Source organism: Streptomyces monticola (genome assembly GCF_042665355.1).
GTDB classification, from domain to species: Bacteria; Actinomycetota; Actinomycetes; order Streptomycetales; family Streptomycetaceae; genus Streptomyces; species Streptomyces monticola.
The window spans coordinates 81,355-106,316 of sequence record NZ_JBHTCF010000021.1 but is presented as its reverse complement, the minus strand read 5'-3'; the positions used below and the strand labels follow the sequence as shown (position 1 = coordinate 106,316).

General features: G+C 71.5%; 20 protein-coding genes. 9 read left to right on the top strand and 11 right to left on the bottom strand.

The features are described 5' to 3' along the window. The first annotated feature begins 12 nt into the window (after window positions 1–12). The 5 genes from ACFQVC_RS35220 to ACFQVC_RS35200 all read left to right on the top strand — a co-directional run bounded on the left by ACFQVC_RS35220 (window position 13) and on the right by ACFQVC_RS35200 (window position 9,163). Window positions 13–1,689 (top strand): AMP-binding protein, encoded by a 1,677-nt coding sequence (locus ACFQVC_RS35220; RefSeq protein WP_381838377.1) that lies wholly within the window; start codon window positions 13–15, stop codon window positions 1,687–1,689. Window positions 1,690–1,757: 68 nt separating this feature from the next. Beyond that, window positions 1,758–6,419, top strand: a complete 4,662-nt coding sequence (locus ACFQVC_RS35215; RefSeq protein ID WP_381838375.1) for a non-ribosomal peptide synthetase — start codon at window positions 1,758–1,760, stop codon at window positions 6,417–6,419. A 143-nt stretch (window positions 6,420–6,562) separates the two neighbouring features. Then, the gene (locus ACFQVC_RS35210; protein ID WP_381838373.1) at window positions 6,563–7,699 is read left to right on the top strand and encodes an ABC transporter ATP-binding protein; all 1,137 of its coding nucleotides are present in this window, start codon (window positions 6,563–6,565) and stop codon (window positions 7,697–7,699) included. A gap of 291 nt (window positions 7,700–7,990) precedes the next feature. Then, window positions 7,991–8,401: a hypothetical protein gene (locus ACFQVC_RS35205; RefSeq protein WP_381838371.1), complete on the top strand. Its 411-nt coding sequence runs from the start codon at window positions 7,991–7,993 to the stop codon at window positions 8,399–8,401. A 39-nt stretch (window positions 8,402–8,440) separates the two neighbouring features. Further along, on the top strand, window positions 8,441–9,163 hold the full coding sequence (locus tag ACFQVC_RS35200; RefSeq protein WP_381838369.1) for a nucleotidyltransferase family protein: 723 nt from the start codon (window positions 8,441–8,443) through the stop codon (window positions 9,161–9,163). Window positions 9,164–9,279: 116 nt separating this feature from the next. Here ACFQVC_RS35200 and ACFQVC_RS35195 read toward each other — a convergent pair whose 3' ends face one another. The 7 genes from ACFQVC_RS35195 to ACFQVC_RS35165 all read right to left on the bottom strand — a co-directional run bounded on the left by ACFQVC_RS35195 (window position 9,280) and on the right by ACFQVC_RS35165 (window position 16,139). Beyond that, window positions 9,280–10,890, bottom strand: coding sequence for a DoxX family protein (locus tag ACFQVC_RS35195; RefSeq protein ID WP_381838367.1), 1,611 nt, complete (start codon window positions 10,888–10,890; stop codon window positions 9,280–9,282). Between the two features lie 110 nt (window positions 10,891–11,000). Next, on the bottom strand, window positions 11,001–11,951 hold the full coding sequence (gene rlmB / locus ACFQVC_RS35190) for a 23S rRNA (guanosine(2251)-2'-O)-methyltransferase RlmB (RefSeq protein WP_381838365.1): 951 nt from the start codon (window positions 11,949–11,951) through the stop codon (window positions 11,001–11,003). 107 nt (window positions 11,952–12,058) lie between these two features. Next, complete coding sequence (gene cysS, locus ACFQVC_RS35185) at window positions 12,059–13,462, bottom strand: cysteine--tRNA ligase (protein ID WP_381838363.1); 1,404 nt, start codon at window positions 13,460–13,462, stop codon at window positions 12,059–12,061. A gap of 109 nt (window positions 13,463–13,571) precedes the next feature. Beyond that, window positions 13,572–13,976 (bottom strand): PPOX class F420-dependent oxidoreductase, encoded by a 405-nt coding sequence (locus ACFQVC_RS35180; RefSeq protein ID WP_381838361.1) that lies wholly within the window; start codon window positions 13,974–13,976, stop codon window positions 13,572–13,574. A 65-nt stretch (window positions 13,977–14,041) separates the two neighbouring features. Next, window positions 14,042–14,599: a 2-C-methyl-D-erythritol 2,4-cyclodiphosphate synthase gene (gene ispF, locus ACFQVC_RS35175; protein ID WP_381838359.1), complete on the bottom strand. Its 558-nt coding sequence runs from the start codon at window positions 14,597–14,599 to the stop codon at window positions 14,042–14,044. After that, window positions 14,589–15,350: a 2-C-methyl-D-erythritol 4-phosphate cytidylyltransferase gene (gene ispD / locus ACFQVC_RS35170; protein WP_381838357.1), complete on the bottom strand. Its 762-nt coding sequence runs from the start codon at window positions 15,348–15,350 to the stop codon at window positions 14,589–14,591. Before ispD ends, ispF begins: the two co-directional genes overlap by 11 nt. Before the next feature lie 306 nt (window positions 15,351–15,656). After that, window positions 15,657–16,139, bottom strand: coding sequence for a CarD family transcriptional regulator (locus ACFQVC_RS35165; RefSeq protein WP_003953493.1), 483 nt, complete (start codon window positions 16,137–16,139; stop codon window positions 15,657–15,659). A gap of 608 nt (window positions 16,140–16,747) precedes the next feature. On the opposite strand from ACFQVC_RS35165, the gene ACFQVC_RS35160 reads away from it, so the two are divergent. After that, on the top strand, window positions 16,748–17,452 hold the full coding sequence (locus ACFQVC_RS35160; RefSeq protein ID WP_381838355.1) for a DUF461 domain-containing protein: 705 nt from the start codon (window positions 16,748–16,750) through the stop codon (window positions 17,450–17,452). A 93-nt stretch (window positions 17,453–17,545) separates the two neighbouring features. Here ACFQVC_RS35160 and phoP read toward each other — a convergent pair whose 3' ends face one another. Together phoP and phoR are read right to left on the bottom strand one after the other, a co-directional pair. Then, window positions 17,546–18,226, bottom strand: a complete 681-nt coding sequence (phoP, locus tag ACFQVC_RS35155; RefSeq protein ID WP_381838353.1) for a two-component system response regulator PhoP — start codon at window positions 18,224–18,226, stop codon at window positions 17,546–17,548. Beyond that, the gene (gene phoR / locus ACFQVC_RS35150; RefSeq protein WP_381838351.1) at window positions 18,223–19,533 is read right to left on the bottom strand and encodes a two-component system sensor histidine kinase PhoR; all 1,311 of its coding nucleotides are present in this window, start codon (window positions 19,531–19,533) and stop codon (window positions 18,223–18,225) included. The genes phoP and phoR overlap by 4 nt, the downstream gene beginning before the upstream one ends. A gap of 319 nt (window positions 19,534–19,852) precedes the next feature. Between phoR and phoU the strand changes: the two genes are divergently transcribed. Together phoU and ACFQVC_RS35140 are read left to right on the top strand one after the other, a co-directional pair. Further along, window positions 19,853–20,554 (top strand): phosphate signaling complex protein PhoU, encoded by a 702-nt coding sequence (gene phoU, locus ACFQVC_RS35145; protein WP_381838349.1) that lies wholly within the window; start codon window positions 19,853–19,855, stop codon window positions 20,552–20,554. Window positions 20,555–20,704: 150 nt separating this feature from the next. Further along, the gene (locus ACFQVC_RS35140; RefSeq protein ID WP_381838347.1) at window positions 20,705–20,860 is read left to right on the top strand and encodes a hypothetical protein; all 156 of its coding nucleotides are present in this window, start codon (window positions 20,705–20,707) and stop codon (window positions 20,858–20,860) included. 116 nt (window positions 20,861–20,976) lie between these two features. Here ACFQVC_RS35140 and ACFQVC_RS35135 read toward each other — a convergent pair whose 3' ends face one another. Beyond that, window positions 20,977–21,738, bottom strand: a complete 762-nt coding sequence (locus tag ACFQVC_RS35135; RefSeq protein ID WP_381838345.1) for a phosphoglyceromutase — start codon at window positions 21,736–21,738, stop codon at window positions 20,977–20,979. A 96-nt stretch (window positions 21,739–21,834) separates the two neighbouring features. Between ACFQVC_RS35135 and ACFQVC_RS35130 the strand changes: the two genes are divergently transcribed. Then, on the top strand, window positions 21,835–23,121 hold the full coding sequence (locus tag ACFQVC_RS35130; RefSeq protein ID WP_381838343.1) for an MDR family MFS transporter: 1,287 nt from the start codon (window positions 21,835–21,837) through the stop codon (window positions 23,119–23,121). 4 nt (window positions 23,122–23,125) lie between these two features. On the opposite strand, the gene ACFQVC_RS35125 is transcribed toward ACFQVC_RS35130, so the two are convergent. Continuing rightward, window positions 23,126–24,832: a glycosyl hydrolase family 28-related protein gene (locus ACFQVC_RS35125; RefSeq protein WP_381838341.1), complete on the bottom strand. Its 1,707-nt coding sequence runs from the start codon at window positions 24,830–24,832 to the stop codon at window positions 23,126–23,128. Window positions 24,833–24,962: the final 130 nt, after the last annotated feature.

The window sequence follows — 24,962 nt, the reverse complement described above, 5'->3', positions numbered from 1 at the left end:
AGCGACAGAGCCATGAGTGACCCTGGCCTGATCCACACGGCCGTCGCCCGGCACGCCGCGCGCACCCCCGACGCCCCCGCACTCGTGCAGGGTGGCCTGCGCCTCGGCTACGGGGAGCTCGACCGCGTCGCGGAGGCGTACGCCGTCGAGTTGCGGCGCCGCGGTGTGGGCCCCGGCGCCCTCGTCCCCGTGGCGCTCGACCGCACTCCGCGACTCGTCGCGGTACTGCTCGGCGTACTCAAGTGCGGTGCGGGATATGCCGCGTTGGACACCTCCTGGCCGCGGCAGCGGCTGCGTACCGTGGTCGCCGCGCTCGCCCCGCCGCTCGCGGTCGGCGCGGCGCTCGCCGGCTGCGGGGTGCCGCTGTGGACACCGCCCGCCTGGTCGAGCCGCAGCACCGGGGAACCCGGCGCGCACGAACCGCCCCCGGTACGGGACGTGGCGGAGCCCCCCGTTCCGGACACCGCCACCGCCACTGTCTTCTTCACCTCCGGCACCTCGGGCACGCCCAAGGGCGTGCTTTCACCGCACCGCGCCACCACCCGCCTCTTCGGCCCCGGCGCCCCGCTCGCCGGGCTCGGCCCCGGCAGGGTGATGGCGCAGGCCGGGCCCGTGCCGTGGGACGCGTTCACGCTCGAAGTGTGGGGGCCGCTGCTCACCGGGGCCACCTGCGTGATGAGCGAGAACCGATCGCTGCTGCCGGACGAACTCCGGACGCTGACCGGCCGGCACGGCGTCGACACCCTCTGGATCACCTCATCCCTCTTCAACCTCTTCATCGACGAGGACCCGGACTGCTTCACCGGTCTGACCCATGTCCTGACAGGCGGCGAGGTGCTCTCCCCGGCGCATGTACGCACCTTTCTGCGCCGCCACCCGGACACGGCCCTCTTCAACGGCTACGGCCCGGTCGAGACCTGTGTCTTCGCCACCCTGCACCGCATCACCCCGGACGACTGCGACCGGCCGGACGGCATCCCGGTCGGAACGCCCGTACCGCACACCGGAGTTCATCTCATTCCCGAGGGCGCTGAGGGCGCTGCGGGCGCTGAGGGCGCTGCGGGCGCTGCGGACGCTGAGGGCTCTGAGGGCGCTGAGGGCGCTGAGGGCGCTGAGAGCGGCGAGGCCGGTGAGCACCGCGAGAGCGCCGAGATCGGCAAGTTCGGCGAGATCGGCGAGATCTGTGTCTCGGGCGCGGGCCTCGCCGCCGGCTATCTCGGCCTGCCCGAGGCCACCGCCGAGCGCTTCACCCTCATCGACGGCGTCCGCGTCTACCGCACCGGCGACCTCGGCCGCCGCGACTCCGACGGCGTCCTGCACTTCCGCGGCCGCACCGACCGGCAGGTCAAGATCGCGGGGCATCGCGTGGAGCCCGCCGAGACCGAGGCGGCGGTACGCCGTATCCCGGGCGTCGCCGACTGTGCCGTGATCGCCACGGACGACCGCCTGGCTCTCTACTACACAGCCGATCCCCTCACCCCCGTGACCACCGCCGCCATCCGCTCCGCGCTGCGCGCCGCGCTGCCCCGGTATCTCGTCCCCCACACCGTGCGCGAGCTGCCGGCACTTCCCGTCACGCCCAACGGAAAGGTCGACCGGGCGGCGCTCGCGGCCATCGCCCCGGCCTCCGCAGCCGCCGCAGCCACAGCCGCAGCCGCAGCCGCAGCCGCTACAGGGAAATCCATATGACCCCGACGCCCCCCACGACGCCTTCCGCCCCCGCCTCCCCAATCTCCCCCGCTCGCCCCACGTACCCCATGTCCCCCGAGCAAGAGTCGATCTGGCTCAACGACCAGCTCGGGCAAGGCACTTCGCGCTACGTCGAGAACTGGGTGCACCACCTGCGCGGCCCCGTCGAGCCCACCGCCGTCGAGCAGGCCCTGACCGCTGTCGTCGCCCGGCACGAGGCGTTGCGCACCCGTCTCACCCTGGTCGACGGCGCCCCCGCCCAGGTGGTCGAGAAGGCCCGCCCGGTCCGGCTGCACCGGCGCACCGTGCTCCTCGCTGACCCCGTCGGCCCTGTCGGCCCCGTCGACCCCGTCGGCCCTGTCGGCCCCGTCGACCCTGTCGGCCCCGTCGGCCCCACGCGCCCCATGCACCCCCCAGGCCTCGACGACGCCCTGCGCGCGGCCGTCAGCGTGCCGCTGCCGCTGCACGAGCCGCCCCTGCTGCGGGCGACCCTCCTGCGGACGGCACCGCAGGACCACGTCCTGGCCGTCGCGGTGCACCACGCGGCGATCGACGGCTGGTCGCTGCGCCTGCTCGACGAGGAGTTCACGGAGTTCTACCGCGCGGCAGTCGAGCACCGCGATCCTCAACTCCAGCCCATTCCCCTGCAGTTCGGCCCGTACGCCAAAGCCCTGCGCGCACAGCCGCAGGACGGCCTCGACGCCCTGGCCGAGCACTGGCGCGGCACGCTCGCGGGCGCCCCCGCCGAGTCGTCGTTCCCGCCGCGCCGCCCCCGCCCCGCGACCCTGAGCCATCGTGGCGGGCAGATCGCCTTCCGCGTCGGCGCCCCGACGTACGAACTGCTCCGCGACCGTGCCCGGTCCCTGCGCTGTACGCCCTTCGCGCTGATCGCCGCCGCCCTGAGCACGCTCGTCTCCCGCCTCTCGGGGCAGCGCGACATCGTCATCGGCACCCCGGTGTCACGCCGCGGCGAGCCCGAACTCGAGCCGCTGATCGGCTGCTTGACGGATCTGCTGCCGCTGCGCAGCCAGGTCGACGGCACCTTCGCGGAGCTGGCGCGCGCGGTGAAGTCGGCGCTGTGGAACACGGTCGCGCACCGCGACATGCCGTACGGCCGCCTGGTGCGCGATCTCGCCCCCGACCGGGCCCTCACCAGGTTCCCGCTGTTCCAGACCGTCCTGACCGTGGACGACGCCGGCTCCCCCGGACTCGATCTGCCCGGGGTGACCGCGCGGCGCCTGCACCCGCACAACGGCACGGCGAAGTTCGACACGTTCTTCCATCTGATCCCGCGGGACGGCGGCTACGACGGCCTCCTGGAGTACGCGGCCGACCTCTTCGACCACGCGGACGCGCAGCGCCTGGCCCACCGCTTCACGACCCTCCTCGACGCGGCCGTGCGCGAGCCCGAACTCCCCGTCCAGGAACTGCCGTTGCTCCCACCGGAGGAACTCGCGCTCCTCGACCGGTGGTCACGGCCCCCCGCCCCGCCCGCACTCCCCCGACCCCGACCCCGACCCCGACCCCAGCCCCGGCTCGTCCACGAGTCCTTCCGCGCGAGCGCCGCCCGTACCCCCGACGCACCCGCCGTCGTCCACGGGCCGCACACCCTCGACTACCGCACCCTCGACAGCGCGTCCGACGCCCTCGCCCGCCGCCTCACCGCCCACGGCCACGCCGGCCACCGGATCGCGCTGTGCCTGCCGCGCGGGCCCGAGCTGCCCGTCGCGGTGCTCGCCGCGCTCAAGGCGGGCGGCTGCTGCGTACCGATCGACCCCGCCTACCCCGCCGCACGCCGGGCCCTGATGCTGCGCGACAGTGGCGCCACGGTCCTTCTGACGACGCGCACACAGGAATCCCCACCCCCTCCACAGCCTGGGGACACCGCGCCGGGCATCGAGATCCTGTACGTCGACGAGCCCACGGCGACCATCCGACCTGGCACGGCGCCGCTCCCCGAAGCCGGTCCCGACGACCAGGCGTACGTCGTCTACACCTCGGGCTCCACCGGCCGCCCCAAGGGCGTCGCCATGCCGCACCGCGCCCTCACCTCGCTGGTCGACTGGCAGCGCACCCGCTCCCCCCAACAGAGCGTCCGCACCCTGCAGTTCGCCCCCATGGGCTTCGACGTCGCCTTCCAGGAGGTGTTCGCCACCTGGGCGGCGGGCGGCACCCTGGTCCTGGTCGACGAGGACACCCGGCGCGACCCGCAGCGCCTGCTCGACCTGATCGAAGCACAGCGCGTCGACCGGCTCTTCCTGCCCTTCGTGGCGCTGCAGCAGCTCGCCGACCACGCGGTGGGCACACGCCGCAGCTGCCGGCTCCGCGAGATCGTCACGGCGGGCGAACAGCTCTACGTCACCCCGGCCCTGCGCACCTTCTTCGGCGAGCTGACGACGGCCACCCTGGACAACCAGTACGGCCCGTCCGAGTCCCATGTCGTCACCGCCCACCGCCTCGACGGCGATCCCGCGCGGTGGCCCGAGCGCCCACCGATCGGCCGGCCCGTCGACGGCGCCCGGATCGTCCTCCTCGACGAACGCCTCCGCCCGGTGCCCGCCGGGTCGGCCGGCGAGATCTGCATCGGCGGCCCGAGCCTGGCCGACGGCTATGTGAACCTGCCCGATGAGACCCGTACGCGCTTCGTGCAGCTCGCGGGCGAGCGCTTCTACCGCAGCGGTGACCTGGGCCGCCACGGGCCCGACGGCGAGATCGAGTTCGTGGGCCGCCGCGACGGCCAGGTGAAGATCCGCGGGCACCGCGTGGAACCCGGCGAGGTGGAGGCGGCCCTGCGGGCGGTCCGGGGCGTCACGGACACGGCGGTCCTGGCCACGGGCGCACCCAAACGCCTGGTGGCGCACTACACCGGGCCCGCCGAGCCCGAAGAGCTCCGTGCCGCCCTCGCCGCGTCGCTCCCGGCCCATCTCGTCCCCGCGCTCTTCCTGCGCACCGCCGCCCTGCCCCGGACCCCCAGTGGCAAGGTCGACCGCGCCACCCTGGCCACCGCCGATCCCGCCCCGATGGACACCACAACTCCCCGCGTACCACCCCGCACCCCCCTTGAACGCCAGGTGGCGGCCCTCTGGCACCGAGCCCTCTCCGCCACGGACACGGCAACCGGCACAGCAACAGACCCGGCGACGGACCCGGCGACGGACCCAGCAACAGACCCGGCGACGGACCCGGCGACGGACCCAGCAACAGCCCCGGCGGCAGCAACAACGGACGCGGTACGCCGTGCGCCCCAACTCCCCGGCGTCCACGACGACTTCTTCGCCTCCGGCGGCGACTCCCTGCGCGCCGCGCGTCTCGTCCTCGCGCTGAACACGGAGCTCGGCCTCGCCCTGCCCATGAGCGCCGTCTTCACCGCCCCGACCATCGCGGGCCTGACCGCCCACGCGTCGGCCCTCACCACGGCCCCCACCGGGGCCCCCGCCCGCCGGGCACCCCGCACCCCGGGCCCCGCACTCGACGTCCGGCTGCCCGCCGACATCGCCCCCGCCGGCCGCCCTGCCACCACCCCCACGACGGTGGCCCCCGACCCCCGCCACGTCCTGCTCACCGGCGCCACCGGCTTCCTCGGGACGTTCCTGCTGCGGGAACTCCTCACGCGCACCCGGGCGACGGTGCACTGTCTGGCGCGCGGCCACGAGGGGCGGCTGCGCGCGGCCCTCGACCGGTACGGCCTGTGGCGCCCGGACTGGGCCCACCGCATCCGTCACCTGCCGGGCGACCTGGCCGCTCCTGGCCTGGGCCTGCCGGCCGCGACGTACGACGAACTGAGCCGCACCGTCGACGCGGTGTACCACTGTGGCGCCGCCGTCAACCTTGCTTATACGTATGACCAGTTGAAGCCGGCGAACACCGAGGCCACCGCCGAGATCCTGCGCCTGGCGGCCGCCCACCGGACGGTGCCGGTGCACCACGTCTCGACGGTCGGCGTCCTGTCCGGCACTCCGGCGAGCGGCGCCCACAAGGCGGACGACCCGCTGCCCCCGGCGACCGGCCTGCGGCACGGCTACGCCCAGAGCAAGTGGGCCGCCGAGTCCCTGACCGCCCAGGCGCGCGAACGCGGCCTCCCCGTGACGGTCTACCGCCCGACCCGTCTCACCGGCGACACGGCGACCGGCCGCTGCCAGGAGTCGGACTACATGTGGCTGCTGCTCCAGGCCTGCGCACAACTGGGCCTGGCCCCGCAGGACAGCCCGGACCACGCAACGGACAACGGCCCGCACGACCCACCGCACGGCACGACACCCGCCTTCGACCTGATCCCGGTCGACCGCGCCGCCGCGGCACTCGTGGCCCTCTCCCTCGACCCCAGGGCCGCCGGCCGCACCTTCCATCTGGCCGCCGGACACCGGCTGTCCCTCACCACGGCGGCCGAACGGCTGCGCGCCCACGGCCACCCCGTCGCGACCGTCCCGCGCCACGAGTGGCTCGACGCCCTGAGCACCGTACGCACGGGCCCGGCCCTCCTCGCCGTCCTCACCGACGACCGCGGCGAGATCACCTCGGAGGGCACACACGCCATCGATGCGGCCTCGACGGGAGAACTCCTGCGGGAAACGGGCATAGAGCTACGGGGCGACGGCCGCGACCTGTTCGACGCGTGCGTACGGCACTTCACGCGGACCGGCTTCCTCCCCCGCCCTTCCCCGGCACCCGCGGGGCTCCGCGCATCCACAGGCGCCCGCGCACCCGCACAACAATCCGAACCGACCTACTGACATCCCCCCGGCGGCCAGGTACATTCACAGCCAGTCCAGGCCACTGGACTACACCAATCGCCCCGCCATCCGACGGCGGAGCGATCCACCACCTTTACTCGGATCGTCCGGCACGTTCCTGCCGGTGAAGGGGGCCCATCTCCATGGCCACTGTCTCGTTCAACAAGGCGACCCGCACCTACCCGGGTGGCGACAAGCCCGCCGTCGACAAGCTCGAACTCGACGTCGCGGACGGCGAGTTCCTCGTCCTCGTCGGCCCGTCCGGCTGCGGAAAGTCCACGTCCCTGCGGATGCTCGCGGGCCTCGAAGACGTCAACGAAGGCTCGATCCACATCGGCGACCGCGACGTGACGCATCTGCCGCCCAAGGACCGGGACATCGCCATGGTGTTCCAGAACTACGCGCTCTACCCGCATATGACCGTCGCCGACAACATGGGCTTCGCGCTCAAGATCGCCGGCGTCCCGAAGGCCGAGATCCGCCAGAAGGTCGAGGACGCGGCGAAGATCCTCGACCTCACCGAGTACCTGGGCCGCAAGCCCAAGGCGCTCTCCGGCGGACAGCGCCAGCGCGTCGCGATGGGCCGCGCGATCGTCCGTGAGCCGCAGGTCTTCCTCATGGACGAGCCGCTGTCGAACCTCGACGCCAAGCTCCGGGTCTCGACCCGCACCCAGATCGCCTCGCTCCAGCGCCGCCTCGGCATCACCACGGTCTACGTCACCCACGACCAGGTCGAGGCCATGACGATGGGCGACCGCGTGGCCGTACTGAAGGACGGGCTCCTCCAGCAGGTGGACAGCCCCCGCAACATGTACGACCGCCCGGCGAACCTCTTCGTCGCCGGCTTCATCGGCTCCCCCGCCATGAACCTCGTCGAGGTCCCGATCACCGACGGCGGCGTGAAGTTCGGCAACTCGGTCGTACCGGTCAACCGCGAGGCACTCTCCACCGCCGCCGACAAGGGCGACCGCACGGTCACCGTCGGCGTCCGCCCCGAGCACTTCGACATCGTCGAGCAGAACGGCGGCGCGGCGAAGGCCCTCACCAAGGACACCGAGGACGCCCCGGCGGGCCTCGCGATCACGGTGAACGTGGTCGAGGAACTCGGCGCCGACGGTTACGTCTACGGCACCGCCGACGTCGGCGGCGAGCCCAAGGACCTCGTCGTCCGCGTCAGCGGCCGCTCCGTCCCCGAGAAGGGCTCCGAGCTGCACGTCGTGCCGCGTCCCGGCGAGACCCATGTCTTCGCCACGTCGAGCGGCGAGCGCCTCAGCGACTGACGCACGACGCACGACTGACGCACCACTGACGCGCCTCCCCAACTGATCGCTGTGGCCCCGCACTTCGGTGCGGGGCCACCTGCGTTGCGCCGTCGCCGGCCGGGTAGAGAGATGGGCGTACGGCGGTCGTCACTCCCGTATAAGCACGCCACGGGAGTCGACAAATACCCCGGCACACCGCCCTTTTCGACTCGCGTACGTCAACATCCGATTCGAAAGCAGCCCTCGAACCATCCCTCGATACGGTGACCAAATGTCGCCAAATCATCACTGACCGCTACGCTCACACGCGTGAACCAAAGCGCCCGCCGAATCGGCCGAACCCTCGCTCTCGTCCTCCCCGTCGTCCTGGTCCTGTCAGGCACGCTCGCGGTCACCCGAGTCAACTGGTCGGGTGGCTCGCAGTCGGTGCTCACCGCGTCGGCCGAGGACGCCTCCGTGCCCGCCAAGTCCCGGGCCCCGCAGGACGTCCTGCGCGACCGTCTGCTGCTCGAACTGCAGGACAAGAGTCCCGCCACCGCGCTCACCCACCTCCAGGAGGAGGTGAACGAGCGCCCGTCGCTCGCCCGGCACTGCGCCTCGATCGCCCGCGCCCTCGGCCGCGCCGCGGTCCGCCAGTACGGCCCGAGCCGCGCCCAGTCGTACTCCCGCCCCGTGTGCGACACCGCCTTCGCGACAGGTGTGGCCCAGCAGACGACCTGACCAGGGCCCGGGTCGGTGCGCACCGCATAAGGTGCCGTCATGACCGACCCGCACACCCCGACCCAAGCCGTCGTACTCGCCGGAGGCCAGGGCTCACGTCTGCGCCCCTACACCGACGACCGGCCCAAGCCGATGGTCGAGATCCCCGGCACGGGGGTCCCGATCATCGGCCATCAGCTTTCCTGGCTGGCTTCGGAGGGCGTGACCGACGCCGTGATCTCCTGCGGCCACCTCGCCGAAGTCCTGCAGGAGTGGCTGGACTCGGCACAGCTCCCGCTGCGGGTCACCACCGTGGTCGAGAAGGAACCCCTCGGCCGCGGCGGCGGCCTCAAGTACGCCGCCGCGCATCTGCCGCACCCGGACCGCGGCTGGTACGCCACCAACGGCGACATCTGGACCCGCTTCTCGCTGCGCGACATGGCGGCCTTCCACACCGAGCGCGATGCCACCGCGACCCTGGCCCTGGCCCGTCCGCGGATCCCCTGGGGCGTCGTCGAGACCGACGACTTCGGCCACATCACGGACTTCATCGAGTCCCCGCAGACCTCGTACCAGATCAACGCGGGCGTCTATGTCTTCTCCCCCGACTTCGCCGCGCTGCTCCCGGACCTCGGTGACCACGAGCGCACCACGTTCCCGCGCCTGGCCCGTGAGCGCAGGCTCGCCGGCTATCCGCTGCCGCAGGGCGCGTACTGGCGCGCGATCGACACGGCGAAGGATCTGACCGAGGCCGCGAAGGAGCTCGCCGCACAAGGGCGTTGAGCCGCTCGCTCACACTCTTCGGGGGGGTACGTCGATGGGCCCGGCACACCATGTGTGTGCCGGGCCCATCGGCGTACGGCCGACTACAGACCGCGCCAGCTACAGACGCGCATCCCTCAGCCGAGCAGCCCACCCACGAGACCGGGCTTCTCCCCGCCCCCGCCGGAACCGGAGCCGCCGGAGTCCGAGCCACCGGAGCCCGAACCCCCGCTTCCCGCACCGCCGCTGGAGGTCGGACCGCCGGTGGACGCGGGCGGCGGCGCCGACTGCTGCGGCGGCGCCTGCTGGCCCGTGCCCTGGGTCTGGCTCGGCTGCCCGGCGCTGACCGAGCCGGACTCGCGCACCTCGGCGGGCGTGGAGGCCGGGCTCGACGGCGACGCCGAGCCCGTGCCGCCCTGCGTGGGCGAACCGGTGGAGGCGGACGGCGTGCGCCGCTCGGTACGCCGCTCGTCGGGCTCCTTCGGCAGCGGAGATCCCGGCAGTTCATTGCGCGGCGCCTCGCCCGGTCCCGGCGCGGTCACCCGGTCGGCGTCGCGCACGGCGCCGCCCAGCAACGAGCCGATGAGCAGGGTGAGTCCGACGACCACGGTCCCGACCAGGAATCCGCGGCGCAGCACACGGCGGCGCAGCTCCCACAGACCGGCGCGCGGCCCGAGCCGCCGCCAGGCCTCACCGGCGAGCCAGCCGTCCACGGAGTACACCGGCGCCCCGGCGATGATCAGCGGGCTCCAGGCGGCGAGGTAGATGATGTCCGGCGCGTCATAGGCCGGCACGGTCTTCCAGCTCACCGTCACGAGCAGCGCCGCCGAGAGCAGCGCCCCGACGACGGCGGCGGCCCGCTGCCAGAGCCCGAGCACCGTCAGTACGCCGACGATGACCTGCAGGAAGGCGATGACGAGCCCCGCACCCACCGGGTGCTGGAGCGCCCAGTCCCGCATCGGCTCGGCGAGCGCCCAAGGGTGCAGCGAATTCAGCCACTTGACCATGGAGCCGCGGTCGCCGCCGTCGAAGTAGACGGGGTCGCAGAGCTTGCCCATGCCCGCGTAGATGGAGATGAAGCCGAGGAAGACGCGCAGCGGCAGCAGCACCACGCCGAGGTTCAACCGCCGCCCCGGGTAGTACGCGTGGCGCACGGGGTCGCCGCTCTGGCGCCGCTCCGAGCGCTGATCGCCGTCGTCGTACTCCCCGAAGTCCTCGTATCCGTAAGGCTCTTCGTCGTAGGCGCTGCCGGCGGGCTGCACCGCGGGCAGGAGCCTGGTCTCGTCGCCTTCGGGGTCTCGCGGCCCGATGACCTGCGGGGACTCGATGGTCCCTGCCCCGTCGAGATCGCTGATCCGCGGGATGACCTGGGTCGCGGCAGCGTCCATGGTGTCGGCGTCGCCGTGCCGCACGCCGGTGCTGCGCACGGCCTGCAGCAGACCGCTGGCACCGGGGTCGCCGGGCTCGGACCTGCCGGTCCAGACGACGGGGGCGCGACGGCGTCCGGGAGCACCGACGACGGGGATGCGCGTGGTCTCGGCTTCGGCCCCGGCGAGCGCCAACTGCCGTGCGATACGCGGGGACCGGGTCTGCTGCGACGCCGGGAGCTGCACGCGGAAGCTCGCGTGATTCACGATGACCTGCGCCGGGTCGCACGGGACCTTCACCATGCTCAGCGCGGGAGCGTCGTCGAATCCCGACGGGCCTCCCCCTGCGGGTGTGCGGGGTGTTCTGGTGTCCACACTCATCTAACCGAGTGATGTGTGTTTAGGACACTGCCTTGACCGCCCCGATCTGTCCGGACCGCGTCAAGATCCCCCGTATCACCCCCGCCGCACAGCGGCTCCCGCCGCCCCGCTCACGCCCGGCGCCGCGCCGCCTCGTACAGCACAACTCCCGCCGCCACACCGGCGTTCAGCGACTCCGTGCCGCCCGGCATCGGAATCCGCACCAGGTAGTCACAGGTTTCACCGACGAGGCGGGACAGGCCCTTGCCCTCGCTGCCGACGACGATGACGACGGGGCCGCCGAGCGCCTCGAGGTCACCGACCTCGTGCTCGCCGTCCGCGGCGAGCCCGACCACCGCGACACCGGCCTTCTTGTACCCCTCCAGGGCCCGGGTCAGATTGGTGGCGCGGGCCACCGGCGTACGCGCGGCGGCGCCGGCGGACGTCTTCCAGGCGCCGGCCGTCATACCGGCCGCACGGCGCTCGGGCACGACGACACCGTGGCCGCCGAACGCGGACACCGAGCGCACCACGGCACCGAGGTTGCGCGGGTCGGTCACCCCGTCGAGGGCGACGATCAGCGGGTCCTCGCCCTCGTCGTACGCGGCGGCCGCGAGGTCCTCGGGGTGTGCGTACTCATAGGCCGGGACCTGGAGGACGAGGCCCTGGTGGTTGAGCCCGTTGGTCATCCGGTCGAGCTCGGCGCGCGGCGCCTCCATCAGGTTCACGCCACCGCGCTCGGCGACGAGCTGCAGCGCCTCACGGACCCGCTCGTCGTTGTCGATGTACTGCAGGACGTACAGCGTCGAGGCGGGCACGCCCTCGCGCAACGCCTCGACGACCGAGTTACGGCCGACGACCAGCTCGGACGAGCCCTTGCCGCCGCGCCGCGCGACGGGCCTGCGGGCCGCCTGCTTGGCCTTGGCGGTGGCGATGCGGTTCTTCTTGTGCTTCTTGCGCATCTCGGCGGGCGGGGTCGGTCCCTTGCCCTCAAGGCCGCGGCGCCGCTGGCCACCGCTGCCGACCGTCGCACCCTTCTTGTTGCTGGTGCGACGGTTCTTGCGCTGGCTGTTCCCGGCCATGAGCTACCTGTTTCCGTGATTCTGCGGTGCGTACGCAGGCGTACGACTGTGTCTGTTACGTCTATGAAGTGTGCCGCCCGGCAGGCCGGGCGGCACCTCGCGTGTGCTCAGCGCGGGCCGAGCGTCCAGCGCGGCCCGTCCGGGCCGTCCTCGATGACCAGGCCCGACTGGTTGAGCTGGTCGCGGATCGCGTCGGCGGTGGCCCAGTCCTTACGGGACCTGGCCGCCTCACGCTGCTGCAGGACCAGGCGTACGAGGGTGTCGACGACGCCGTGCAGATCCTCGCCCCGCTCGCCCTCGCCGCCGGCCCACTGCGGGTCGAGCGGGTCGAGGCCGAGGACGCCGAGCATGGCCCGCACCTCGGCGAGGCGTGCGACGGCCGCCTCCTTGTCGTCGGCGGCGAGCGCCGAGTTCCCCTGGCGCACCGCCGTATGCACGATCGCGAGCGCCTGCGGCACCCCGAGATCGTCGTCCATGGCCTCGGCGAACGCGAGCGGCACATCGGCCGCCGGCTCGACGGGGCCGCCGGCCTTCTCGACGACCCGCTGCACGAAGCCCTCGATCCGCGCGAACGCCGACTCGGCCTCGCGCAGCGCCTCTTCGCTGTACTCGATCATCGAGCGGTAGTGCGGGGTGCCGAGGTAGTAGCGCAGGACGATCGGGCGCCAGTGCTTGACCATCTCGCTCACGAGCACCGAGTTGCCCAGGGACTTGGACATCTTGTCCCCGGCCATGGTCACCCAGGCGTTGTGCACCCAGTAGCTCGCGAAGTCGTCGCCGTAGGCCTTGGCCTGGGCGATCTCGTTCTCGTGGTGCGGGAAGATCAGGTCGAGCCCGCCGCCGTGGATGTCGAAGGCGGAGCCCAGGTACTTGTGCGCCATGGCCGAGCACTCCAGGTGCCAGCCGGGACGCCCCCGGCCCCACGGCGTCTCCCAGCTCGGCTCCCCCGGCTTCTCCGCCTTCCACATGGCGAAGTCCCGCGGGTCGCGCTTGCCGGTCTCGCCCTCGCCCGAGGGCTGGCGCAGATCGTCCAGGTCCTGGTTGGAGAGCTGCAGGTACCCCTCGAAGGACCGGACGTCGAAGTAGACGTTCCCGTCCGCCTCGTAGGCGTGCCCGCGCTCGATCAGGCCGCGCATCATCTCGACCATCTCGGTGATGTGCCCGGTGGCGCGCGGCTCATAGGTGGGCGGCAGGCAGCCGAGCACGTCGTAGCCCTCGTTGAAGGCGCGCTCGTTCTCGTAGCCGATCGACCACCACGGCCTGCCCTGCTCGGCGGCCTTCTTGATGATCTTGTCGTCGATGTCCGTCACGTTCCGCACGAACGTGACGTCATAGCCGCGGTAGTCGAACCAGCGGCGCATGATGTCGAAGTTCAGTCCCGACCTGATGTGCCCGATGTGCGGGGCGGCCTGCACGGTCGCGCCACACAGGTAGATCGAGACGCAGCCCGGCGTGAGCGGGGAGAAGTCACGAATCTGCCGGGCGCTGGTGTCGTACAGCCGAATAGTCACGCGTCAAGGGTACTGACCTTTTGGGGGTCCAACCCCCAAACCCCCGGCCTGGAGGCAGTGTCCCGCGGCCGTTCCGTGGCCGCGGGGCACCTTTGTGACCGTCGTCGCCTCAGATCCTGCCGACGACCTTGCGCGGCGTGATCCGGACGACCACCCGGGGCCCGTCGTTCACGGACTCCGGGTTGAACTCGGCGTACTTCTTGCCCGTGTACTTCACGGCCAGCTCGTCGATGAGCTCCTGCCCGCCCTCGGTGGTCATCTCGGCGGTGCCGCGGATCTCGGCGTAGCTGTACGGGGCGTCGGCGGGCTGCACGACGACGCTCACCCGCGGATCACGGCGCAGATTCTTCTCCTTGCGCCGGCCCACGGTGGTCGAGAACAGCACATCGTCCCCGTCCCGCTTCACCCACACCGGCGAGACCTGCGGACTGCCGTCGGGCTGGATGGTGGCGACGGTGATGAACACGGGGGTGTCGAGGAGTGCCTTGAGCTCGTCGGACATCTGCGCGGACATATGACGCCTTTCTGGATGCGGTGACTACCTGTACGGGTATCCGTACCGCATCGCGCGCAATCGCCCTACGGCACTCGCACGACAAGCGCCGTCGCGATCGCCGCGAGGCCCTCGCCGCGCCCGGTGAGCCCGAGCCCGTCCGTCGTCGTCCCGGACACGGAGACCGGTGCGCCGACCGCCCCTGACAGCACCTTCCGCGCCTCGTCGCGCCGTTTGCCGACCTTCGGCCGTACGCCGATGACCTGCACGGACACATTGCCGATCTCGAATCCGGCGGCCCGTACGATCCGCGCCGCCTCCGTCAGGAGCGTGACCCCCGACGCCCCGGCCCACTCCGGGCGCGAGGTCCCGAAGTGCGCGCCGAGGTCACCGACGCCGGCCGCCGAGAACAGCGCGTCACAGGCCGCGTGCGCGGCGACGTCGCCGTCGGAGTGCCCCGCGAGGCCGTAGCCGTCGCTCGCGGCCTCGTCCCAGAGCAGCCCGGCGCACCACAGCTCGCGCCCCTTCTCGAAGGCGTGCACATCGGTGCCGACACCGACCAGCGGAATCCCCGGCACTCCCGGCACCTCCGTCACTCCCTGCGCTCCCGTCACTCCCTGCGCTCCCGCGGTCTCAGAACCCATCGTTCGCCCTCCTGCGCGCCAGTACCGCCTCCGCGAGCACCAGGTCGAGCGGCCTGGTCACCTTGAACGCCTCTTCGTGCCCGGGCACCACCACGACGGGGAGCCCGAGCTGCTCGACCATCCCGGCGTCGTCCGTCGCGCCCTCGCCCCGCAGGGCGACGGTGTCGTGGGCGCGCACGAGCGTGGCCAGGTCGAAGCCCTGCGGGGTCTGCACGGCCCGCAGCCGGGCCCTCACGGGGGTGGCCACGACCGGCTCCGGCAGACCCTTCTCGGCGGCCGGCTCGACCTCCTTGACGGTGTCCGCGAGCGGCAGCGCGGGCACGACGGCGGGCGCCCCCGCCCGTACCGCCTCGACCACGGCGTCCACCGTGTCGACCGGCACGAGGGGGCGGGCCGCGTCATGGACGAGTACGGTGTCGATACCGGGCGGCAGCGCGTCGAGCCCGGCCCGCACCGACTCCTGGCGGGTGTCGCCGCCGGGCACGACCAGGAAGTCGGTCCTCTCGGGCAGCGAGTGGTCGGCGAGCAGTGTCTTGACCTCGGCGGCGCCGTCCGCCGGGGCCACCACGACGACGAGCGACACCGCGCGGGAGGCGGCCATCGCGCGGACGGCGTGGATGAGCATCGGGGTTCCGTTGAGGGCCCGCAGCGCCTTGGGGGCGCCAGGCCCGAGCCGCACTCCGCGGCCGGCCGCGGGAATCACGGCGGCGGTACGCGAGTGCTCCGGGGAGGAGTGGGTTTCGTCTGACATCAGGTCCGCGTTCAGGTTTGTTTCCTCGGACGGGGTGGGTATGGCCTGGGAGTACCCCGCGCTCAGGGAAACCGCGAGCTCGGGGCAGTGCCGGGCGCCGACCTTGACCGTGACCCTTTCCGTGACAACCGGTCGAGACGGGCGCCGGCTCTCCGGGCCCGGCGCCACACATCCGTGGCGAAGTGCGGCGGGGATCTCAGTGGGTCCGGTGGGTTTCAGGTATGGACATGCCGCAGTGCCCGGCGACACAGTCTGGGGAATCAGAGCTGGTCAGCGGGCACCGCGGCATGTGTTACCGGTATTGCGTCAGGACGCGAGGACTTCGTCGAGCAGTGCCTCGGCCTTGTCCTCGTTGGTGTTCTCCGCGAGCGCGAGCTCGCTCACCAGAATCTGGCGCGCCTTGGCGAGCATGCGCTTCTCACCCGCGGACAGTCCGCGCTCGCGCTCGCGACGCCACAGGTCACGCACCACTTCAGCGACCTTGATGACATCGCCGGAGGCGAGCTTCTCGAGATTTGCCTTGTAGCGCCTAGACCAGTTCGTCGGCTCCTCGGCGTACGGCGCACGCAGCACCTCGAAGACCCGGTCGAGCCCGTCCTGACCGACAACGTCGCGTACGCCGACGAACTCCGCATTGTCCGCTGGCACACGAACCGTCAGGTCGCCCTGGGCGACCTTCAGCACCAAGTAGGTCTTGTCCACGCCTTTGATCTGGCGAGTTTCGATGGCCTCGATCAGCGCGGCCCCGTGATGGGGATAGACCACGGTGTCGCCAACCTTGAACGTCATGTGACAGGTACCCCTTCCGTGGCTATCCAGGGTAACACGAGAACGGCGTCTTCTGAATGGCGTTTTCGCAGGTCAGGGCATATCTCGGGGCTTGACAACAGCGCCGGGAACGTGCTGCGAGAGCTTTCCGGAGGCGGGTATTCGCAGGTCGGAGCGGCTCTTCGGGGGACCGGAAACATGAACGTCACCGACGCTCAAGACCCCATCCAAGAGGTTGAACGTCCCGGTTTGCACGCTTCCAAGAGGAGGGCTTCCGCTACTCCGTTCGGTGACTTGAGAGACGTACGAGGCCAGTGAGACGGGAATCCGGAATTGATCACGTCAACCGTGATGATCAATTCCCGGGAGCGCCACGTATTCCTTACCCGAAATCCGCACGGTGCTCGACGCGGCGGATATGTGAATCCCGGACCAGGTCCAATCGGCCACACCACGGGGCGGGTTACCGGGACCCGTCACGCGGCGTAGGGGCGGGTCGGGTGAGGTGGTCCGACGACGGGTCGGTAACCTAAGCGCGCTGACAGACCTTTAGGACGGTCTTATGGCCGTCCGTCCTGTGGCTGTCCGTACCTCGACCTTCCGCCCACGTTCAAGGAGTTGCCGCCGCCGTGAGCAGCAGCCTTCGACGCGGCACCATCGCCGCCACCGCCCTCGCGTTCTCGCTCGCCACGCTCGCCGCGTGCGGTGCCGGCAACGACGCCCAGACCCTCGGCGTCAGGCCGGACAACGCCGCGACCTCGGTCGGCGACATCAAGATCCAGAACGCCATGGTGATCACCCAGCCCGACCTGAAGTCGACGGGCCCTGCGGCGGTCTCCGCGACCGTGTTCAACGGAGGCCAGAAGGACCAGACCCTCGACGCCATCAAGGTCGAGGGCACCTCCAAGCAGGCCGAGCTCAAGCCCGCCAAGGGCAGCGGCCCCATCACCGTCCCGGCGGGCGGCTCCATCGTGCTCGGCGGCGAGGGCAATGCCTCGGCGTCCCTGCCGAGCAGCCGTGAGGCCGTTCTCGACGGCAACGCCCAGGCGGTCACCTTCTCCTTCAGCGAGACCGGCGACGTCAAGCTGAAGACCTTCGTCGTGCCCGCCTCCGGCTACTTCAAGAAGTGGGGCCCGAGCGAGGTGCCCGAGGCCCCCGACGGCAAGCCGTCCACCGGCGCGACCCCGTCGGGCTCCGGCAAGCCCTCCGAGGGCGCCTCCGGGCGGGCTTCGCAGGGTGCGTCGGACGGCCCGTCCGGCGCCGCGAGCACCCCGGCGACGGGCGGCGCGACGGGCGGGGCCTCCCACGACGCCGGCGCGGGCGCCGGTCACTGATCCTCCGTACGCGAAGGGCCCCACCGCCGATCCGGCAGCGGGGCCCTTCGCGCGCGTACTGCCGCGGTTCGAGCGCTTGCGTACTGGCGCGGTTTACGGCTCGAACTTGTAGCCCAGACCCCGCACCGTCACCAGGTAGCGCGGTGCTCCCGGGTCCGGCTCGAGCTTGGCGCGCAGGCGCTTGACGTGGACGTCGAGGGTTTTGGTGTCGCCGACGTAGTCCGCGCCCCAGACGCGGTCGATGAGCTGCATACGGGTCAGGACGCGGCCCGCGTTGCGCAGGAGCATCTCCAGGAGGTCGAACTCCTTGAGCGGCAGGTCGATCTTGGAGCCGCCGACCGTGACCACGTGCCGGTCCACGTCCATGCGGACCGGGCCCGCCTCCAGGGCCGCCGGAGTGACCTCCTCGGGCTCGCCGCGGCGGCGCAGGACGGCGCGGATACGGGCGACCAGCTCCCGCGAGGAGAACGGCTTGGTGACGTAGTCATCGGCTCCTATTTCGAGCCCGACGACCTTGTCGATCTCGCTGTCCTTCGCCGTCACCATGATCACGGGGACGTTGGAGCGGCCGCGCAGCTGGCGGCAGACCTCGGTGCCGGGCAGGCCCGGCAGCATCAGGTCGAGCAGGACCAGGTCGGCGCCGTTGCGCTCGAACTCGTCAAGCCCGTCGGGGCCGGTGGCCGCGATGGCGACCTCAAAGCCCTCTTTGCGGAGCATGTAGGACAGGGCGTCGCTGAAGGATTCCTCGTCCTCGACGACGAGCACTCGGGTCACGGAAGGACCTCCGGGGCAGGGATCGGCTCGCGGGTCTCGCGAGCCTCACGATGGTGCTGAGCGGTGTGGGTGTCGTTCTCGGTGTCGTAAGGGCTCTCGTCGCGGTCCTCGTCGTCGAGGCCCGTGTGCCCGGGGGTGGACCGGCCGCGGTCGCGGACGGAGCCCGCCTCCGGCAGCCGCAGAGTGAACGTGGAGCCCTGGCCTTCGGAGCTCCACACGGTTACTTCCCCGCCGTGCGAGGCCGCCACGTGCTTGACGATGGCGAGGCCGAGTCCGGTGCCTCCGGTGGCCCGGGAGCGCGCCGGATCAACGCGGTAGAAGCGCTCGAAGATGCGCTCCTTGTCCTTGTCGGAGATGCCGATGCCCTGGTCGGTGACGGCGATCTCGATGAGGTCGCCGCCCGGGGCGTTGACCCGGCGCGCGGCTATCCCTACGCGCGTACGGGCCGGGCTGTAGTTCACGGCGTTCTCGACGAGGTTGCCGAGCGCCGCGGCGAGCTGGCCGCGGTTCCCCCAGATGTGCAGGTCGGCGGCGCCGCCCGCGGCCATGGTGATCTGTTTGGTGCCGGCCTGGTGGCGGCAGCGGTCGATGGCCTCCGTGACCAGCTCGTCGACCCGGACCGGCTCGGCGTCCTCCAGGGGGTCGTCGTTCTGTACCCGGGAGAGGTCGATGAGCTCCTGGACCAGGTTGGTCAGACGGGTCGCCTCTATCTGCATACGGCCCGCGAAGCGCTCCACGGCCTCGGGGTCGTCGGCGGCGTCCATGACGGCCTCGGAGAGCAGTGAGAGGGCGCCTACGGGGGTTTTCAGCTCGTGGCTGACGTTGGCGACGAAGTCGCGGCGTACCGCCTCGATACGGCGGGCCTCGGTGAGGTCCTCGACCAGCAGGAGCACGAGGCGGGAGCCGAGCGGGGCGACCCGGGCGGAGACCGCGAGGGCCTCGCCGCGGCCGGTGCCGCGCCGCGGCAGATCCAGCTCGACCTGGCGTATCTCGCCGTCGCGGCGGGTGTCGCGGGCCATCTGGAGCATCGGCTCGACGCCCAGCTTCCCGCCGCGGACCAGGCCGAGCGCGTACGCCGCCGAGCTGGCCTTGACGACGGCGTCGCCCTCGTCGAGTACGACGGCGGAGGAGCGGAGCACGGAGAGCACCGTGTCCACGCCCGGCGGAAGCACGGCGTCCGTATGCAGCGAAGTCCTGGTGGGGCGTTTCTGGTCGCGTTCGCTCCAGCGAAACGCCAGCATGGCGATCACGCCGGTACACACCCCGGCGATCGCTGCCGCTGCGGCGACCGCCGCGTTCACGTCCATGCCTTCAGGTTATGCACGGAATAAGCCCCGGCCACAGCGGTGAGGGTGTCATCTCGAACACTCGTCGCCGAGAGTTCACCGGTGGTACGGGGTTGGTTCATTTGGGTGGCGCGGCCGCCCCGGTGCCACCCGGGCCAGGGGGTGTGCGGGGCGCGCGGCGCCGAAGCCACGTCGCCCAGAGTTCACCTTGGGGACAGGGTTGATTCACACGGGGTGCCGGTAACGGTCGCGTTCCGGCCCGACCGTGGGAGCGTGGGGTCAGAGCCCCGGCAACGTCTTCAGGGGTGCAGGCCCCGGCACGTACTAGAGAGGGAACTCCATGCGGGACGCGTACCACGAGGAACTTGACTCGATCGGCGAAGGCCTGGTCGAAATGGCCCGCCTTGTCGGGTCGGCGATCGGGCGCGCCACCACGGCCATGCTCGACGCCGATCTGAAGCTCGCCGAGAGCGTGATCGCCGCCGACCAGAAGGTCGACGATCTGCAGCACGACCTGGAGGCCCGGGCGATAGCCCTGCTCGCCCGCCAGCAGCCGGTCGCCACCGATCTGCGGATCGTGGTCACCTCGCTGCGGATGAGCGCCGACCTGGAGCGCTCCGGCGACCTGGCCCAGCACGTCGCGAAGCTGGCCCGGCTGCGCTTCCCGCAGTCGGCGGTGCCGCAGGATCTGCACGCCACCATCCTGGAGATGGGCCAGCTCGCGCAGCGTCTGATGGCGAAGTCGGCCGAGGTCATCATCACCAAGGACATCGACCTGGCGCTGCAGCTGGAGCAGGACGACGACGAGATGGACCTGCTGCACCGCACGCTCTTCCAGCACCTGATGGACGACCGCTGGAAGCACGGCATCGAGACGGCCGTCGACGTGACGCTGCTCGGCCGCTACTACGAGCGGTTCGCGGACCACGCCGTGTCCGTCGCCAAGCGCGTCGTCTACCTGGTGACGGGTGAGCACGCGGACGAGCTCCAGAGCTCCGCCGCCGCGCAGCAGGCACAGGCACCGGCGGGCGAGAGCGCCTAGTTTCCTTGCCGCACCGGGGAGTCGGGCCGTGGCTTGAGCCTCCGTGCGCCGTTGATGCGCCCGACCCGGTGGGCATGCAATGGGGGTAGGCGAGTAGGCGCCAGTGCCTTCGAGCCGTTCGACCTCACGAGCCCTTCGAGGAGGGTCCCCATGGCCGATTCCCCCACGACCGACGCCCAGCAGGACGCCAGCTCCACCGCGGAGTCGGTCGACGTGATCCAGCTGCCCCTGATCGGGGCCTGCGGCTGCGGCTCGGGCTGCGGCTGCGGCTGTCAGCAGGGCGCGCCCTGCCAGTGCGGCGGCTGATCCCGCCGCGCACACGCGTACGCGTACACCGAGGGGCCCCGTCCACAGTGGACGGGGCCCCTCGGTGACTGCTTTTACTGCCTTTACTGCCTTTACTGCCTTGCAGAAACGGGCTGTTACTTCTTCTTGCCCTGGTTCTTCACGGCCTCGATGGCCGCCTTGGCCGCGTCCGGGTCGAGGTAGGTGCCGCCCGGGGTGACCGGCTTGAACTCGGCGTCCAGCTCGTAGGAGAGCGGGATTCCGGTGGGGATGTTCAGGCCCGCGATGTCGGCGTCCGAGATCCCGTCCAGGTGCTTGACCAGGGCGCGGAGGCTGTTGCCGTGGGCCGCGACCAGGACCGTGCGGCCCGTCAGGAGGTCCGGGACGATGCCGTCGAACCAGTACGGCAGCATGCGGACGACGACGTCCTTGAGGCACTCCGTCTGCGGGCGCAGCTCCGGCGGGAGCGTCGCGTAGCGCGGGTCCTCGAACTGGGAGTACTCGGCGTCGCGGTCGAGCGGCGGCGGCGGGGTGTCGTAGGAGCGGCGCCACAGCATGAACTGCTCCTCGCCGAACTCGGCGAGGGTCTGGGCCTTGTCCTTGCCCTGCAGGGCGCCGTAGTGGCGCTCATTCAGGCGCCAGCTGCGGTGGACCGGGATCCAGTGGCGGTCGGCGGCCTCGAGCGCCAGCTGCGCGGTACGGATCGCGCGCTTCTGGAGCGAGGTGTGCACGACATCGGGGAGCAGGCCGGCGTCCTTGAGCAGCTCACCGCCGCGGACCGCCTCCTTCTCGCCCTTCTCGTTGAGATTGACGTCCACCCAGCCGGTGAACAGGTTCTTCGCGTTCCACTCGCTCTCGCCGTGGCGGAGGAGGATCAGCTTGTACGGTGCGTCGGCCATGTGTCCGAGCCTAATGGAAAACCACTGGCATGCCGCTCGAGCCATGCGTAAGCTGCGCTCGCCGTATTCACCTGTTACGCAGCCGGGGGGCTCCGCTTGTCTGTCGCTTCTCTCCAAAGGGCCGCCAAGGAGAGCGTCTCGGGTCTGCCCCGGGAGTTCTGGTGGCTGTGGACCAGCACGCTGGTCAACAGACTCGGGGCCTTCGTCGCCACATTCATGGCTTTGTACCTGACCCTGGACAGGGGCTATTCGGCCTCGTACGCGGGACTTGTGGCAGCTCTGCACGGGCTCGGCGGGGTCGTCTCCTCGCTCGGCGCGGGCGTGCTGACCGACCGGATCGGGCGGCGGCCCACGCTGGTGATCGCGCAGTCGGCGACGGCCCTCTCTGTGGCGCTGCTCGGGTTCATGAAGGACCCGGTGGCCATCGCGGCGGTGGCGTTCCTGGTGGGCATGGCCTCCAACGCCTCGCGGCCCGCGGTGCAGGCGATGATGGCGGACATCGTGCGCCCCGAGGACCGGGTGCGGGCCTTCGCGCTCAACTACTGGGCGATCAACCTGGGGTTCGCGTTCAGCTCGATGGCGGCGGGCTTCATCGCCGAGTACAGCTACCTCGTGGGCTTCCTCGGCGAGGCCGCCATGACCCTGGCCTGCGCCGTCCTGATCTTCCTCAAGCTGCCCGAGTCCCGCCCCGCGCGGGACGATTCGGCGACCGGTACGGCGGCACGGGCCGAGGCGGTCAGCATGGGCACGGTGGTGCGCGACGGGCGCTTCATGGCCGTCGTCGGCCTCTCCTTCCTGATAGCGCTGCTCTTCCAGCAGGCCTATGTCTCGCTGCCCGTGGCCATGGGCGTGGACGGCTTCTCCAGCTCGGACTTCGGTGTCGCCATCGCCGTCAACGGCGTGCTGATCGTGGCGCTGCAGATCCCGGTGACGCGGTTCATCGAGCACCGTGATCCGCGCCGGCTGCTCGTGATCTCCTCATTGCTCGCGGGGTACGGCTTCGGGCTCACGGCGTTCGCCGGCTCGCTCGGCGTGTACGCCCTGACGGTGTGCATCTGGACCCTCGCCGAGATCATCAACGCCCCCACCCAGACCAGCCTCGTGGTCCGGCTCTCACCCCTGCACGGACGCGGCCGCTACCAGGGCATGTACACCCTGTCCTGGGCCGTGGCCGCGCTGACCGCGCCCCTCGTCGGCGGCCAGGTCATCGACCGGTACGGCGCCGCGTGGCTGTGGGCGGGCTGCGCGGTCATCGGCACGGTGGCGGCGCTCGGCTACTGGCTCCTGATGCGGGGGCTGCCGACGGAGGATCCGAAGACGGCCGCGCCCGGTCCTGCCGAGAAGGGCGGCTCTGCCGAGAAGAGTCCGGAAGTCGTCGCCTGAGGGGTCATCGACTGAGGGCGCGCTGGGCCTCGTACAGGTTGCGTGGCTCTACGCCGCCGGGGCTGCCGTACGCCTCCACGCGCGCGTGCAGTTCGCCGGTGAAGTCGGGGACGTCGATCTGGTCGAACTCACGGACCCTGGAGATGGCTACGGTCGCGCTGTAGGGCGCGATCCCGTCGATCTTCACGAGGCCCGCGCGCTCATTGGTGACGGTGATGTTCCAGTGCGTGAAACGCGCTCCATAGAGAGGCCCTGCCGAGGCGTCCCCGCCGTGGCGGCCGTTGTTTTCCACGGTGATGTCGGTGCGTACGTTCGCGAAAGGCATCCCGCGGTGCGTGTCGAAGGTGCCCATCTCCATCACGCCGCGCGACCAGACGTTGTGGCTGGACAGGCCTTCCACGTTGATGCCGTGCAGCTGGGTGCCGTCGGGTGCCGGGACGGTGCGCCGGGCGATGGCGAAGTCCTCGACGAGGTTGTCGTGCGAACCCTCACGGCAGAAGTACGGGTGGTGCGCGCCGCGGCCCTCCACGCGCGTGTGCCGCAGGGTGCAGGCGGAGGCGGCGACCAGGCCGAAGCCGTTGTCCACGTGCCGCACGACGACGTCGTCGGCCCAGCAGTCGTACGCGCACTGGAAGGTCACGCCGTTGTGGCCCTTGTCGAGCAGATGCGGCGCCTGCGGGGTCTCGACGGCCTCCAGGGTGAGGCCTTCCACTCCTGAGCCGGTCAACGGCTTCACCAGGGTGGTGAATCGGGGCTGCCACTCGGGGCGTACGTCGAGCGGCAGCGGACGCTCCAGAGTCACCTTGCGGCCCTCCACGCGCGTGATGCGCACCGGCCACTCATAGGGGACGTACGAGGTGAGCTTGGTCTTGTCGTCCCAGGTGTACGCCTCGGGGCCCGCGCCGCCGCCCGCCATGTGCTCCAGGAGCGTGTGGGCGGCGTCGTCGGCGAGGCGCAGAAGCACGAGGCGGCCGGGCTTCAGGGGCGCCGGGTCGGCGACCGTGACGGTCCGGTCGCCGCGCCGGGCGGGCTCGACGGCGGTCAGGGTGCGCCACTCGTCGCGCTTGTTGCCGGTCCAGCCCTCGAAGGGCCAGGCCTTGGCCCTGATGGCCGCGGTGAGCGTGTCCCAACGCCCCTTCGGGCAGAGCCAGATGAGGCCGCCGGCCCAGGACCAGCTGGACTTGTCGCCGCCGTAGCGGGAGCCGTAGGGGCCGATGAGCTCGGTGAGGTTCTTCGTCGCGTACAGCTTGGTGCGGCCGCTGCCCGCGCCGCGCAGGACCACGTGGTCGTACGCGAGATGGATCAGGCCGTCGATGCGGTACGTGCCGGCCGGGACGAGCACCGTGCCGCCGCCGGCCCGTCCGGCTTCGGCGATGGCGCGGTTGATCGCGGGGGCGGCGTCGGCCGAACCGTCGCGCCGCGCGCCGTGGTCGAGGACGTTCGCCACGACGGGGCGCCGGGGGAAGGCCGCACCGCCCTTGTGCCCGGCCCGCCCCACGTAGGGGACTTGGGGGTGGGTGTAGGGGGTGCGGGTGAACTCCCGCCATAGGGCGGCGGTTTCGGCGGTACGCGCGCGTGCGGCGGTCTCGGCGGTACGCGCGCGGGGTGCGGCTGTTGCCGGGCCGCCGGTCACGGCGGCGGCCGCGACGGCCACCGCGCCGCCGAGCAAGCCGCGTCTGCTGAGGCGAGGGTGATGGTGGTGGTGATCCATGTACGCGCCGCCTTCCATGGATGTGAACGCCGTTCAGGTCTGCGTCGGCGGTGAGCATGCCACGGAGGGGCGAGGGGAGGAAGGGGTCACGCAGGGGTCGGCGGCGGTGAACTACGGTCGCTCTCGGCTC

Excerpts from the sequence above, each read along its gene's own strand:
- ACFQVC_RS35220 (WP_381838377.1), top strand. The coding sequence starts at position 13 with ATGAGTGACCCTGGCCTGATCCACACGGCCGTCGCCCGGCACGCCGCG.
- ACFQVC_RS35215 (WP_381838375.1), top strand. The coding sequence starts at position 1,758 with ATGTCCCCCGAGCAAGAGTCGATCTGGCTCAACGACCAGCTCGGGCAA.
- ACFQVC_RS35210 (WP_381838373.1), top strand. The coding sequence starts at position 6,563 with ATGGCCACTGTCTCGTTCAACAAGGCGACCCGCACCTACCCGGGTGGC.
- ACFQVC_RS35200 (WP_381838369.1), top strand. The coding sequence starts at position 8,441 with ATGACCGACCCGCACACCCCGACCCAAGCCGTCGTACTCGCCGGAGGC.
- ACFQVC_RS35195 (WP_381838367.1), bottom strand. The coding sequence starts at position 10,890 with ATGAGTGTGGACACCAGAACACCCCGCACACCCGCAGGGGGAGGCCCG.
- rlmB (WP_381838365.1), bottom strand. The coding sequence starts at position 11,951 with ATGGCCGGGAACAGCCAGCGCAAGAACCGTCGCACCAGCAACAAGAAG.
- ACFQVC_RS35180 (WP_381838361.1), bottom strand. The coding sequence starts at position 13,976 with ATGTCCGCGCAGATGTCCGACGAGCTCAAGGCACTCCTCGACACCCCC.
- ispF (WP_381838359.1), bottom strand. The coding sequence starts at position 14,599 with ATGGGTTCTGAGACCGCGGGAGCGCAGGGAGTGACGGGAGCGCAGGGA.
- ispD (WP_381838357.1), bottom strand. The coding sequence starts at position 15,350 with ATGTCAGACGAAACCCACTCCTCCCCGGAGCACTCGCGTACCGCCGCC.
- ACFQVC_RS35165 (WP_003953493.1), bottom strand. The coding sequence starts at position 16,139 with ATGACGTTCAAGGTTGGCGACACCGTGGTCTATCCCCATCACGGGGCC.
- phoR (WP_381838351.1), bottom strand. The coding sequence starts at position 19,533 with ATGGACGTGAACGCGGCGGTCGCCGCAGCGGCAGCGATCGCCGGGGTG.
- phoU (WP_381838349.1), top strand. The coding sequence starts at position 19,853 with ATGCGGGACGCGTACCACGAGGAACTTGACTCGATCGGCGAAGGCCTG.
- ACFQVC_RS35140 (WP_381838347.1), top strand. The coding sequence starts at position 20,705 with ATGGCCGATTCCCCCACGACCGACGCCCAGCAGGACGCCAGCTCCACC.
- ACFQVC_RS35135 (WP_381838345.1), bottom strand. The coding sequence starts at position 21,738 with ATGGCCGACGCACCGTACAAGCTGATCCTCCTCCGCCACGGCGAGAGC.
- ACFQVC_RS35125 (WP_381838341.1), bottom strand. The coding sequence starts at position 24,832 with ATGGATCACCACCACCATCACCCTCGCCTCAGCAGACGCGGCTTGCTC.